At 36.6% G+C, this 13035-nt stretch carries 11 protein-coding genes; 6 read left to right on the forward strand and 5 right to left on the reverse strand.

The window, feature by feature from the left end; translation table 11 throughout:
* Nucleotides 1-20 precede the first annotated feature (20 nt).
* The 4 genes from LG369_RS02425 to LG369_RS02440 all read left to right on the forward strand — a co-directional run bounded on the left by LG369_RS02425 (nucleotide 21) and on the right by LG369_RS02440 (nucleotide 4688).
* The gene (locus LG369_RS02425; RefSeq protein WP_225750128.1) at nucleotides 21-608 is read left to right on the forward strand and encodes a hypothetical protein; all 588 of its coding nucleotides are present in this window, start codon (nucleotides 21-23) and stop codon (nucleotides 606-608) included.
* Nucleotides 609-1191: 583 nt separating this feature from the next.
* Complete coding sequence (locus LG369_RS02430) at nucleotides 1192-2424, forward strand: DUF6287 domain-containing protein (protein ID WP_225750129.1); 1233 nt, start codon at nucleotides 1192-1194, stop codon at nucleotides 2422-2424.
* Nucleotides 2425-3074: 650 nt separating this feature from the next.
* Entirely contained in the window at nucleotides 3075-3578 is a 504-nt protein-coding gene (locus LG369_RS02435; RefSeq protein ID WP_225750130.1) for a hypothetical protein, read from the forward strand.
* A gap of 12 nt (nucleotides 3579-3590) precedes the next feature.
* Nucleotides 3591-4688, forward strand: a complete 1098-nt coding sequence (locus tag LG369_RS02440) for an SPFH domain-containing protein (RefSeq protein WP_225750131.1) — start codon at nucleotides 3591-3593, stop codon at nucleotides 4686-4688.
* 462 nt (nucleotides 4689-5150) lie between these two features.
* Here LG369_RS02440 and guaA read toward each other — a convergent pair whose 3' ends face one another.
* A complete protein-coding gene (guaA, locus tag LG369_RS02445; RefSeq protein ID WP_225750132.1) occupies nucleotides 5151-6713 on the reverse strand; it encodes a glutamine-hydrolyzing GMP synthase in 1563 nt (520 codons plus the stop codon).
* Between the two features lie 140 nt (nucleotides 6714-6853).
* Here guaA and LG369_RS02450 point away from each other — a divergent pair, with 140 nt between their 5' ends.
* On the forward strand, nucleotides 6854-7552 hold the full coding sequence (locus LG369_RS02450; protein ID WP_225750133.1) for a GntR family transcriptional regulator: 699 nt from the start codon (nucleotides 6854-6856) through the stop codon (nucleotides 7550-7552).
* A 236-nt stretch (nucleotides 7553-7788) separates the two neighbouring features.
* Complete coding sequence (metK, locus tag LG369_RS02455; RefSeq protein WP_074324253.1) at nucleotides 7789-8979, forward strand: methionine adenosyltransferase; 1191 nt, start codon at nucleotides 7789-7791, stop codon at nucleotides 8977-8979.
* 47 nt (nucleotides 8980-9026) lie between these two features.
* On the opposite strand, the gene LG369_RS02460 is transcribed toward metK, so the two are convergent.
* The 4 genes from LG369_RS02460 to LG369_RS02475 all read right to left on the reverse strand — a co-directional run bounded on the left by LG369_RS02460 (nucleotide 9027) and on the right by LG369_RS02475 (nucleotide 12983).
* A complete protein-coding gene (locus tag LG369_RS02460) occupies nucleotides 9027-9659 on the reverse strand; it encodes a GNAT family N-acetyltransferase (protein WP_225750134.1) in 633 nt (210 codons plus the stop codon).
* Nucleotides 9660-9831: 172 nt separating this feature from the next.
* Complete coding sequence (locus LG369_RS02465) at nucleotides 9832-10131, reverse strand: DUF1827 family protein (RefSeq protein WP_070677576.1); 300 nt, start codon at nucleotides 10129-10131, stop codon at nucleotides 9832-9834.
* A 63-nt stretch (nucleotides 10132-10194) separates the two neighbouring features.
* The gene (locus tag LG369_RS02470; RefSeq protein WP_070677574.1) at nucleotides 10195-10644 is read right to left on the reverse strand and encodes an NUDIX hydrolase; all 450 of its coding nucleotides are present in this window, start codon (nucleotides 10642-10644) and stop codon (nucleotides 10195-10197) included.
* Between the two features lie 89 nt (nucleotides 10645-10733).
* On the reverse strand, nucleotides 10734-12983 hold the full coding sequence (locus tag LG369_RS02475; protein ID WP_225750135.1) for an ATP-dependent Clp protease ATP-binding subunit: 2250 nt from the start codon (nucleotides 12981-12983) through the stop codon (nucleotides 10734-10736).
* Between the last annotated feature and the right edge of the window lie 52 nt (nucleotides 12984-13035).

Genomic DNA, 13035 nt, shown 5'->3' on the forward strand with positions numbered 1-13035 from the left:
AAATTTAGTAAGGAAAAAGTATGATTACATTACAAAAAAAAATTCTTGAATTTGATATTACAGGTGTTCTAGGTTCTGAAATTAATCAGCATATTGATTTTTATAATATTGGAGTTGAAGAAGCTTATGTTGCAATAAAAAATAATGATGACAGTACAGCTCTGTCCATTTTAAGAATATTAAAATCACAACTAGATATAGAGTATAAGTATTTTGATTCTAAAAGGTTTTGGAATTTTAGTACATTAAACGACGCTTATAGTTATGTTGATGGTATAAATAGAGCTAGTCGAGCATTGGTGGGAGCACCCAATTATCGAAATATGAAATCTATGCTCTATGACATTCAAGATTATATGACTAGAACAAGATTTGACGATGATAGGTATTATGGAAATGTATTCGCTTTAGCTGTTGACAAATATTTAGATGAGATGACAGCCTCGGAACGTCATTCGCGTTTTGGAATATTCCTTCAAGGGATTAGAAAGTTTTACCATCGACCAGGAAAAGGTACAGCAAAACAATGCATTACTCTATCTAAAGGTCTCGCTCTTAAAGATATAGAACCTTTTATCTTCGTAGAGCATATTGAGAGATATTTGTGATAATTTATAATGCACTTCGTATATCAAATGTACAAAACAATAACAATTCAAATGGTGTGAACTTTTTGGTAGAATCTAGCTCAATTTGTGTATTTTTAGGGTAAAATTCACACCATTCAAATGAAATTTATTCAAATTAGATGAAATTCTGTTTTCTGTAAATGTGGGAAAACATTGATTTTAAGCGGATATTGAAACTTATTCAAATAAAAGTGTTTCCAACCAGGTCTTAAGAAAGCTCGTAAAGCATCACAATTTAGTAAACGTTAATTCGAAAGAATTACTATACTTACAAAGAGCACCTTTCGGGGTGTTCTTTTTTATACTTTCTGACTAAGTTGGTACAAATGTGGCTGCAATCTAACAAAGTCAGTTGCCTCAAAACGTTAATCAACACGATTATATCAACGTTTCAAAACACTTTATGGTTCACACTATGGTGTGCTTTTTTTAATGATTTTTAGCAAAATTCACACCACTTTTCACACCAAGTTCTCCCAATAGTCTTTGTCTTATATAATTTGTTCCTAGTATAAGTTTAGTATGATATAATTAGGGTGACAACAATCGAAAGGTATTATAAATGAAAATAGGCAAGATAATTAAAAGTACTGAAGATACTGTTTATATCGGTTATAATAATGGAAATTTTCAAAAGTCTGCTGTTGAGAATTGTGAATTTGAGCCCAAAATCGGGGATATTGTTCATATCTATGAGGATCTAGTTGTAAAACTTGAAGCTAAAAATTCTGCTTTTATTTATAAACCGAAGCATAAGATCATTAGAATTGAAGATGGACTTGCTAGAATACAGCGGAATACAGGGGATGAATTAACAATTCCGATTCGTGAGTTGAATTTTCAGCCTAAATTGAATGAATTAGTTGAGATTTATCAGGATGCTGATGAAATTATTGTTCTACGATCGAAAGAAAAAGGCATCAACTGGCTGTTGCTTTTGTCATGTTCCTTAATTCCTATAGTACTGATAAGTTTTATGTTCTTCTTTAATCATAAGAAGCAAGATAAAGAAGCAGTAAGTGCTACAACAGAACAAGTTTCTACTACTAGTACGACAACGACTAGTACAACAAGTACGACGACAACTAGCTCAACTTCTGCAACATCTTCTCAGGCTAGTATTATTGATACTACAGCAGAAACACTTAGAGATATGGAGAATGATGGCACTTTAAAGACTGGACAACTCTATCGCTTTACTGCTGAATTATTTCGTCAAGAAGATTGGGGAGATTATTCCGGTCACTTTAGTTACTTAAATAAATACTATAACATAAAAGTTAAGGCGTCCAATGCTTCAATAGCAGGTATAGAAATTCATATTGATAAAAAGCTAACTGGTGGATGGAAGGAAGGACAAATAGTTACTTTCACAGTAAAAATTTTTGAAGACTCAGAGAAATTCCAATACTGGGTTGTTACAGAGGCAACTCCAAATACAGAACCATCGACTCAGAAAGATGAACAAGTATCTGAGCAACAAGAAATTGATGCTCAAGCTATTCTCAATGGAGACTTCTCCACTGTGGCTGGAACATGGAGAAATGGGATTGGTCATGAGTTTACATTTGATAAAAAAGGTCTAGTGAATGCTGGTAATATTAATAAAGCTAGCATAGGTAGTGATGGAAGTATTTCATTTAGTATTAGTACCGGTGCTACAGGATATGGTATGACTATTTACCCGGCTGGTGCTACTATAAAATGGGTAGATTCTGATTTAAGTAAAAATAGAATCATTGCGGGACAAAATGCACCACATAGTTCAAAACAGGTTTATTATAAAGTAGATTAAATATTTGACCATCTCATCAAATTTGAGATGGTTTTTTTAAAAGTATTTAATTTGAATTTAAATTCTGTTTATTCCTTGTATATTAAAAGGTTTCTATAAACAATTTATCCGACTGCTTTATTGACTTTATAGATAGTGTTGACATATGTTTTGATAACTTCCTTATTACTATGTGTTAGTGTCTCTAAAATGGTTTTGAGTAAAATTTCTGCTTGTTTTACAAGTGCTGCGCTTGTATGTCTCAATTTATGAGGCGATGTTGGATAGAGTCCAGAGTATCTTTTTCTTACTGATATCTTTTTCTTACTGATTTCATTCGATAGTTCAAATAGTTAGTGTGGAGTGGAAGAATAATGTTATTCATAATATTGTTAATTTTATATTCATTTTTTTAATGCGTGAGGTATAGCTATAAATAGGTATTAAACATTAACGAATGCTACAAAACATTTCCTCCCTATCCAAACTTGGGTAGGGATTTTTGTTATTATAAACTTAGAGTAGAGTTTTATTACTTTTCTTTGTTTTAGTGCTACTATTAATATTTTTAAGTTTTTAACACTTCTTAATTCAATTATTATAATGTATGTTTTAAAATGAAAATCATTTTGATATAATTGTAGATGAAAAAATGAAAAGAGGATAACATTATGTCTTTCACTGATTTAGAAAATTTATTGCCGGATGAAGAAATTTTGATGGAGGGATTTGCTAATTGGAATACGACTTTAAATTCAAAAGGTGGTAAGCTGTTCTTAACAAATAAAAGAATTATTTTTAAAGCTCACTTAATCAATTTTGGGAAAAAGTATTTTGAATGTTACTTAGATGAAATTTATGTTGAAAAAAATACAATCACAATATTTGTTGTTTCTAATTTAGTCTCTTTTACAATTAGTTTTAGAACGAAAAATGGTGAAGAACATTCGTTTGTAGTCACTAGGGGGGATAAAGATTTATGGGTTTTTAAAATTAGTGAAGCTGTATTAAATACAGTTCAGTCTAATCTATCAGTTCCGAGTGAGTTATCTGAAACTGAAAAACAAGAGATTAAATCTAATGTAGGTGTGGTTTGCTGTGGAGGCTGTGGAGCCTTTGTTGTTTCTGTTGCTGGCCAACCTACAAAATGTAATTACTGTGGTCGTTTAATCTAATAGGAGAAGATAATGGGACTAATAAAGACAACTATTGATAGTGTATCAGGAGTTTTGGATGATCAGTGGAAAGAATATTTTTATTGCGATAGCTTGCCTGCTACAGTATTAATGAAAAAAGGTCTAAGTACAAGAAAAACACACGAAGATAATATTATAGCTAACGGAAGTGTAATTGCTGTTAATCAGGGCCAATGTGCTCTTATAATAGAAGATGGCGAAATAATAGATATCGTTTCGGAACCTGGACAGTTTATTTGGGATTTTTCAACCTCTCCATGTATTTTTACTGGGAATCTTAAAGATAGTGTTAGGGAATCATTTAGAGAAATTTCTAAGCGATTTCAATTTCAAGGAACTACTGGTAAGGACCAGAGAATTTATTTTATTAATTTGAAATTAATTGAAAATAATCTCTTTGGCACCCAAACCCCCATTGCTTTTAGATTTGTTGATATCTCTATCAATGCGGATTTTGATTTACATATTCAATGTAGAGGTCGTTTTTCTTACCAAATTATTGATCCTATTAAATTTTATTCTAATATCGCAGGCAACGTTAAAGATGTTTACCATTCAAGTGAGATTTGTGAACAACTGAGGGCAGAGTTCATGAATTCGTTTTATATTGCGTTAAGTTCAATTTCCTCAATTGGTATGAGACCAAGTGAGTTATTAAAATATACCAATGTTATTGTGAATGAAATGAATAGCAATATGGAGAATTCTTGGGGAAATTTAAGAGGAATTAAATTAATATCAATTGCATTTGAAGCAATTAATTTACCTGATGAAGAACAAAGAATATTGACAAATTTACAAGAGAAGAGAGCATATTCGGCTCAAGAGGTTGCTCTTGGTCACTTTAATCAAGCACGTGGAGATGCTTTGAGAATGGCTGCTTCAAATGAAAATGGGAATATTTTAGCATTTGCTGGAGTTGACATAGCAATGAATAAGGGAGAAGAAATCGCTCGTTCACTAGAAGCTAATCAAGATTTAAAAAATAATTCAATAGAATTAAGATTACAGCGATTAGACCTACTAAAAGATAAAATTTCTCAGGAGGCTTACGATAAAAAAATAGAAGAAATATTAAGTGAAATCTAATTATGACTTATCTTCATCAGTAGTTCTGTAAATTCATATTGTCATAATATATATTTGAACAAGCAAAGATTTTTAAATAAACATTTACCATTCTTTAGATGTAAATCATGTAAAATTGGGTACTATTTATAATAGATATTAATTTTTCTTTACTAAGAAATTTTCCTATTTTAATTAAATTTATTCAAATTTTATTAAGGGAGATAATAGTAGAAGCATGTTAAATGTTGATATTATGCTATTCTCAGTTTTTCTAAAATAGAATCATATTAAACCAGGTCTTTAGAAAGCTTGTAAAGCATCAAATAATAGAAAAATAAAATTTAATATAAAAAAATCCCATCAGAATATTCTGGTGGGATTTTTGGTGGGGAACCAATCAATTTTGATTTGTTTTTAACCTTTTATAATAACTGAAAATGCTGTTAAATCAACCATTTCACTTCAAATCATGTTTATAAATCATTCCCACTCTACAGTTGCAGGTGGTTTACTTGTGATATCGTAGACGATACGGTTAACGTGGTCAACTTCGTTTACGATGCGCACTGAGATTTTCTGGAGAACTTCCCAAGGAATTTTAGCGAAGTCAGCTGTCATACCATCGATAGAAGTGATAGCACGGATAGCGATAGTGTAGTCGTAAGTACGTCCATCTCCCATAACACCTACTGAACGAACGCCAGTGTTAACAGTGAAATATTGCCAGATGTCCCGGTCAAGGCCAGCTTTAGCGATTTCTTCACGAAGGATAGCATCTGACTCACGAACAGTTTCTAGTTTTTCTTCAGTGATTTCTCCCATGACACGGATAGCAAGCCCTGGACCTGGGAATGGTTGGCGCCACACGATGTGGTCTGGCATACCAAGTTCTGTACCAAGGGCACGAACTTCATCCTTGTAAAGAGTATTGAGTGGCTCGATCAGTTCAAACTGCATATCTTCAGGAAGTCCACCCACGTTGTGGTGAGACTTGATGGTTTGAGCAGTATCCGTACCAGACTCAATCACGTCAGTATAAAGAGTTCCTTGAGCAAGGAATTTCACATCTGTTAGCTTGCTTGCTTCGTCATCAAAGACATAAACAAACTCGTTACCGATAATCTTCCGCTTTTGTTCAGGATCAGACACACCTGCCAACTTGTCCAAGAAACGTTTTGCAGCATCTGCTTTAACAATGTTCAAACCAAACTTACCACCAAGCATATCCATAACTTGGTCAGCTTCCCCTTTACGAAGAAGACCGTGGTCTACAAAGATACAGATTAACTGATCGCCGATTGCTTTTTGGAGGAGAACCCCAACAACAGAAGAGTCAACACCACCAGAAAGTCCGAGAAGAACACGTTTATCTCCAACTTTTTCACGGATTTGTTTGATTTGCATCTCGATGAAATTATCCATAGTCCAGTCACCTTTGGCACCACAGATATTTAAAGCAAAGTTACGCAAAATATCATAACCGTGAACTGAGTGGCGAACTTCTGGGTGGAATTGGATACCGTAAATTTTCTTATCAGGGTTTTCAATAGATGCATAAGGACAGTCTGCAGAAGTTCCAGTACGAACAAAGTCAGCAGGAATTTCCGTTACAGCATCACCGTGGCTCATCAAGACAAGTTGCTCATCTGGAGTACCCGCAAAAAGAGCTGATTCTGTGTGAGTCAATGTTGATTGACCGTATTCACGGTTACCAGCGTCACCTGCAGGAACAACCTTACCACCAAGCTTGTGAGTCAATAGCTGCATACCATAGCAGATTCCCAAAATCGGAATTCCAAGTTCAAAAATTTCTGGGTCAATATCAAATGATCCTTCTTCGTAAACAGAGTTTGGACCACCTGAAAGTACAATCCCAATAGGATTGATAGTACGGACTTCGTCAGCCGAAATCTTGTGACTTTTTAGTTCTGAAAAGACACCAATCTCACGGATACGACGTGAGATGAGTTGGTTGTACTGGCTACCATAGTCCAGCACGATGATCTTTTCGACATATTGCAAATCAGTTGAAATGTTGCTCATCTGTTCCCCTTCTTAAAAGAAATATCTTCTTGAATATTCTATCATAAAAGGGCTAGAATTACCAACCAAACAAGTGTGGTTTGACTTTTCCCTATGAGATAGGGTACAATGGAAAAAATAAAGAAAAGAAGTGATCAAGCATGTTACCAGCTTATATGAAAATCCACGACCAAATCAAGAAAGATATTGATGAGGGAAGTTGGGAAATTGGGGAAAGACTTCCAAGTGAGCGAGATTTAGCAGAAGAATTTGCCGTTAGCCGCATGACCTTACGTCAAGCAATCTCTCTTTTGGTTGAAGAAGGGGTTTTGGAACGACGTGTAGGTAGTGGGACCTTTGTTTCAAGTACACGTGTTCAGGAAAGAATGCGTGGAACAACTAGTTTTACGGAGATTGTTAAAGCTCAAGGGAAAACTCCGTCTAGTCACTTGATTTCTTATCGTCGAACCATTCCAAATGAGCAAGAAGTGGTTAAACTAGGTTTACTGCCAACTGATAATATCATTCGTATGGAGCGTGTTCGTTATGCGGATAAGGTTCCTGTTGTCTATGAAGTGGCGTCGATTCCTGAGAAATTTATCAAAAATTTCAAAAAAGAGGAAGTAACCAGGCACTTCTTTCAAACCTTGCAAGAGCATGGTTATCGAATTGGTAAATCTCACCAGACCATATACGCACGTTTAGCCAAAGAAAAGATAGCTCATTACTTAGAAGTTGAAAAAGGGCATGCTATTTTAGGTTTGACTCAGGTTTCTTACTTTGATGACGGAACGGCTTTTGAGTATGTAAAGAGTCAATACGTCGGAGAACGGTTTGAGTTTTATCTAGAAAATAATTAGTTTATAACATCACTCTTAGAGTAGAAACTCATCTACTTTAAGAGTTTTTATTTGGTTATGATTAGAAAACATTTTCCTAGTAAGAAAAATAGTAATCATACGAGTATTTTTCAAAGATTCGTGTTATAATAGTTAGGTTATATGGTCCCGATAAGGTGGTGGGATTGATTGTAAATACTCTTCCTACCAGTTCTTTGTAACTCTATAACGAATATTTTTTAAGGGGGGACATTTTTATGTCAGAACGTAAATTATTCACGTCTGAATCTGTATCTGAGGGGCATCCAGATAAGATTGCAGACCAAATTTCAGATGCTATCTTGGATGCTATTCTAGAGCAAGATCCAGAGGCGCACGTTGCTGCTGAAACAGCTGTTTATACTGGTTCAGTACATGTTTTCGGTGAAATTTCAACCAATGCTTATGTCGATATTAACCGAGTGGTTCGTGATACGATTGCAGAAATCGGTTATACCAATACAGAGTACGGTTTTTCTGCGGAGACGGTAGGAGTTCACCCATCCTTGGTAGAACAATCACCAGATATCGCTCAAGGGGTTAATGAAGCCTTAGAGGTTCGTGGGAATGCGGATCAAGATCCACTTGATTTGATTGGAGCTGGAGACCAAGGTCTCATGTTTGGTTTTGCAGTTGATGAAACTGAAGAACTCATGCCATTGCCAATCTCACTCAGCCACAAGTTGGTTCGTCGCTTGGCAGAGCTACGTAAGTGTGGTGAAATTAGCTACCTTCGTCCAGACGCTAAATCTCAAGTTACTGTTGAATATGATGAAAATGATCAACCAGTGCGTGTGGACACTGTCGTTATTTCAACTCAACATGATCCAGAAGTCAGCAATGAACAGATCCATGAGGATGTGATTAACAAGGTCATCAAAGAAGTGATTCCAGCTTCATATCTTGACGATGAAACTAAATTTTTCATCAATCCAACAGGTCGTTTCGTTATCGGAGGTCCTCAAGGAGACTCAGGTTTGACGGGCCGTAAGATCATCGTGGATACCTATGGTGGTTATTCACGTCACGGTGGTGGTGCCTTCTCTGGTAAGGATGCGACTAAGGTTGACCGTTCAGCTTCTTATGCAGCTCGCTACATTGCTAAAAACATTGTTGCTGCAGGTCTTGCTAAGAAAGCAGAAGTGCAATTGGCTTACGCGATTGGGGTAGCTCAACCTGTATCTGTCCGTATCGATACTTTCGGTACAGGAACAGTAGCTGAAAGTAAACTTGAAAAAGCAGCGCGTCAAATCTTTGACCTTCGTCCTGCAGGAATTATCCAAATGCTTGACCTCAAACGTCCAATCTACCGTCAAACAGCGGCTTATGGACATATGGGACGTACAGATATTGATCTTCCATGGGAACGCTTGGATAAAGTAGAAGCTTTGAAAGAAGCCGTTAAGTAAACTAAAAAAAAGATTGGTCCTTAGACCAATCTTTTTTATGTTTAAAATTAGTTATCCAGTATTTTTACAAAAGCCCAGTTTCCAATAGATTTTGTTCCGTATTCTAACATCATCGAATCTAGTAATTCATACTTGTTTTTTTCATAGAAGCAAACATTTTTTTCAGTACTAGTAATCAAGCCCAAGCGTTTGCAGCCTTTGGATTTAAGATAAGGTTCAACACCTTCTTGTAGAAAAGCACTCCCGATTCCTTGGTTTTGACTAGAAGCGTTGACTCCCAATATCATCAAATACCAGTCAAAATTTCCTGATCTTTTCAAATGCTGTTCGGAACGTTCCACCAAATCAAGATATTTCAAGAGATTGCGCAGAGTAATAAAACGGAAAAGCTTGACCATACCATTCAGCAAATAAGATAGAATGGAAAAATCCTTTTGTTGCAGGAGGGCAACGGCCATGATTTCCCCGTCTTGTTCAGCTATCAGACAGGTCTCTCCTTTGATATAGAGTCTGGTCAGAAGGCTATCCAATAATTCTAAGAATGCTTGGTAATATTCTGGTTTTTTTAAATCATCTTTAATAAGAGTCATGAAAGGGTAGTCCATAAAGGCACCAGCCAACACTTTTCCAATTTTTTGATATTCATCTAGCCTGGCTTCTCTGTATACTATTTCTTTCATATCAAACTCCTTCATTAAAATCTCTCTATCTATTATAACGAAATTTCTCACATTTTTCGATTAAAGTGTGAAATTTTCACAAAAAAGCTTTATTCACAATAATTTATTTAAAGATATAAACAAGAAAAGGTATTAAAAAACCCCGCAGTTTTAACTGTAGGGTAGATTAATTCTATTTTGTAGGGATTGAAATCTCAATCAATTTATCAGAATAGAGGGTTTTAATATTTGCCTTATCAATAGCCTGTTGATTAATTTTACGATTGAGGAAAAATTCTTTGATTATTTCCATTTCTTTTTCACGGATTGCCCGATGTTTATTGGAAATGAGGATTTCGTAATGAAGTGGAGCCTGAGTAAAAATAACATCTGTATTTCCCGCAGAATAAACCTCTACAAGCGTTGCGTCGGTACTTTCTAGCTGACTTTTAACAAGTTGCGAGTGTGAATTTGTAGTATTGATAAGCTTCATAGGGTTTCCTCCTGTATTTCTATGTCTATTATAGCACTTTTTGGGAAATTTGGTAAAGATAGTTTAAATTTGATGTTGTTTTTTCCAAGCTTCAATCGCCCATTTGTGACTTCCGCGTTTTAAGTTAGTAATAGCTTCATCGATTGGGAACCAAGCTAGATGATTGAAGTCCTCGAGAGGTCTTTGGATTTCTTGGTAAGAAGTAGCTTCGTAGAGATAGGCTGGATTGTAGTAATAGGTGTCACGATGTCTAGAGTAGAAGTATTCATCAGCTTGCCCGTAGTAGGTGCCGATTTCAGCTGTAAATCCTAATTCTTCAATCAATTCTCGTTTGAGAGCTTCAAGGTGATTTTCACCTTCTTCAATTTCGCCCCCTGGTAAGAACCATGCACCATTTGGAGCTTGTACGAGGATAATCTTTTCATGGTTTGCATCAGGTATGACTGCATAAACGCCATATCTATTTTTGTAGGTTACTCCCTCTTTTTTTTCTCCAAATGTTGGATTTGCCATAAAGTTCTCCTTCGTGAGTGCGCTTTCTTTCTATAATAGTAAAGAATGTTCTCACTGTCAAGCAAGAACATTCTTTTGTATGTGAGGAACTAGTCGTTTGACTCGACTGTTTCCGTTTTATTTTTGGACTTAATCACGATTTTACCTTTACTTGTCATGACTGCCTTGAGGTCTTTTTCACTTGGATTTTCAAGGTAGTAGTCTGTAATGGCATCTTCGATATAGTCTTGAATCGTACGACGGAGTGGACGAGCTCCCATTTTTGGATCGTAACCAAGGTCTACAAGTTTTTCTTTCACCTTATCTGTTACATCTAAATGGATGTTGTTGCTTGAGAGACGTTTATTCACATCATCCAACATAAGGTCAACGATTTGTAGGAGATTTTCCTTGCTGAGAGCTTTGAATTCGATAATCCCATCAAAGCGGTTCATGAATTCTGGACTAAAGAAGTTACCTAATTCTCCAAGGACAGAGTTGGTACGACCTTCTCTAGCAGCACCAAAACCAACACTAGCTTCAGCCTTGCCTGTACCTGCATTTGAGGTCATGATAATGATGGCATCCTTAAAGCTAACAGTTCGACCTTGACCATCTGTTAAACGGCCATCATCCAATACTTGAAGGAACATATGCATAACATCTGGATGGGCTTTTTCAACCTCGTCCAAGAGGATAAGTGAGTAGGGGTTACGACGAACCTTTTCAGTCAATTGTCCAGCTTCATCATAGCCTACGTATCCTGGAGGGGCACCGACGAGTTTGGCAACGCTATGTTTTTCCATGTATTCGCTCATATCAAAGCGAATCATGCTATCAGCAGCACCAAAAAGCTCAATGGCCAGTTGTTTAGAAAGTTCTGTCTTACCGACACCAGTAGGACCAACAAAGAGGAAGCTACCGATTGGACGGTTTGGAGTTCCAAGCCCAACACGGTTACGGCGGATAGCCTTAGCAATCTTATCAACTGCATCATCTTGACCGATGACATGAGCCTTGAGGTCGTCTGCTAGGTTGATGAGTTGAGACTGCTCTTTTTCTTTCAAATCACCAACTGGAATATTAGTCTTTTGCTCAATAATGTGTTCAATCGTCTTTTCGCTGATGATTGGAGTATCCTGATCCGTTACCTTGGTCTTTTGCATTTCTTTATATTTAGCAATCTGGTCACGGAAGTAGGCTGCTTTCTCAAAATCTTCATCTCGAGTTGCTTGGGCCTTGAGATTTTCTGCCTCGATTAAGCGTTGGTCGATGACCTTAGGATCCACAAAATTCAAAGTTAAGTTCATTTTAGAACCAGCCTCATCTAGGAGGTCAATAGCCTTGTCCGGCAAGAAACGATCTTGGATGTAGCGGTTAGAAAGAGTAGCAGCAGCTTCGATAGCAGCATCTGTATAATGAACGTGGTGGTAATCTTCGTATTTCTTTTGGATACCTTTGAGAATAATAATAGTCTCTTCCACAGTTGGTTCATCAACTTTGACAGGTTGCATACGACGTTCAAGGGCAGCATCTTTTTCGATGATGCGATATTCATTGAGGGTAGTAGCACCAACTAGTTGGAGTTCGCCACGAGCAAGAGCTGGTTTTAGGATATTTCCTGCATCCATATTGCCGTCTCCGGCAGAACCAGCACCGACAATCTCGTGAATTTCATCGATAAAGAGGATGACATCTTTGCGCTCACGAATTTCTTCCATGAGTTTCTGCATGCGCTCTTCAAACTGTCCACGAATTCCTGTACCTTGGACAAGGCTAACAACGTCTAAACGGATGACTTCTTTCCCTTGAAGTTTGTGGGGAACATCACCATCTACAATTTTTTGAGCGAGGCCTTCGACAACGGCTGTCTTACCAACACCAGGCTCTCCGATAAGGACGGGATTGTTTTTGGTTCTACGGTTGAGAATTTCAATGACACGGATGATTTCTTCGTCGCGACCGATAACAGGGTCGACATTTCCACGGCGGGCAATCTCGGTTATGTTGATACCGTACTCATCCAAGAGTCCTTTTTCTTGACTAGGAGGAGGTGTTTGAGCTGGCCCGCGATTTTGGGAACCAAAACCACCATTGCCACCATTTCCACCACCTGACTGGGTTGGAGGAACATTATTATTTGAAGAAGGTCTAAAGTTATTCAGATCGTTAAAGAAGTCTCCAAATGGATCAAAATCACGATTGTTTAAATCTGTAATGCCTTTGAATAAGCTATTGTTAGGATCTGTTTTGATAATTTTGTAGCAATTTTGGCAAAGATCGATTTGCTTTTGTTGCCCATTAAGATTGGTGTAAAGATGGATCGTAGAATCATTGATTTTACAATTTTGACAGAGCATATCACTACCTCGTTTCTTTCTTGGCTTTGACTAAAACAGAAAGGTCAAAAAT

Origin of the sequence: Streptococcus sp. Marseille-Q4154 (genome assembly GCF_916700545.1) — a bacterium.
GTDB lineage: Bacteria > Bacillota > Bacilli > Lactobacillales > Streptococcaceae > Streptococcus > Streptococcus infantis_I.

What these genes read in the sequence shown, in the direction of transcription:
- LG369_RS02425 (WP_225750128.1), top strand. Translation starts at nt 21, where the DNA reads ATGATTACATTACAAAAAAAAATTCTTGAATTTGATATTACAGGTGTT.
- LG369_RS02430 (WP_225750129.1), top strand. Translation starts at nt 1,192, where the DNA reads ATGAAAATAGGCAAGATAATTAAAAGTACTGAAGATACTGTTTATATC.
- LG369_RS02435 (WP_225750130.1), top strand. Translation starts at nt 3,075, where the DNA reads ATGTCTTTCACTGATTTAGAAAATTTATTGCCGGATGAAGAAATTTTG.
- LG369_RS02440 (WP_225750131.1), top strand. Translation starts at nt 3,591, where the DNA reads ATGGGACTAATAAAGACAACTATTGATAGTGTATCAGGAGTTTTGGAT.
- guaA (WP_225750132.1), bottom strand. Translation starts at nt 6,713, where the DNA reads ATGAGCAACATTTCAACTGATTTGCAATATGTCGAAAAGATCATCGTG.
- LG369_RS02450 (WP_225750133.1), top strand. Translation starts at nt 6,854, where the DNA reads ATGTTACCAGCTTATATGAAAATCCACGACCAAATCAAGAAAGATATT.
- metK (WP_074324253.1), top strand. Translation starts at nt 7,789, where the DNA reads ATGTCAGAACGTAAATTATTCACGTCTGAATCTGTATCTGAGGGGCAT.
- LG369_RS02460 (WP_225750134.1), bottom strand. Translation starts at nt 9,659, where the DNA reads ATGAAAGAAATAGTATACAGAGAAGCCAGGCTAGATGAATATCAAAAA.
- LG369_RS02465 (WP_070677576.1), bottom strand. Translation starts at nt 10,131, where the DNA reads ATGAAGCTTATCAATACTACAAATTCACACTCGCAACTTGTTAAAAGT.
- LG369_RS02470 (WP_070677574.1), bottom strand. Translation starts at nt 10,644, where the DNA reads ATGGCAAATCCAACATTTGGAGAAAAAAAAGAGGGAGTAACCTACAAA.
- LG369_RS02475 (WP_225750135.1), bottom strand. Translation starts at nt 12,983, where the DNA reads ATGCTCTGTCAAAATTGTAAAATCAATGATTCTACGATCCATCTTTAC.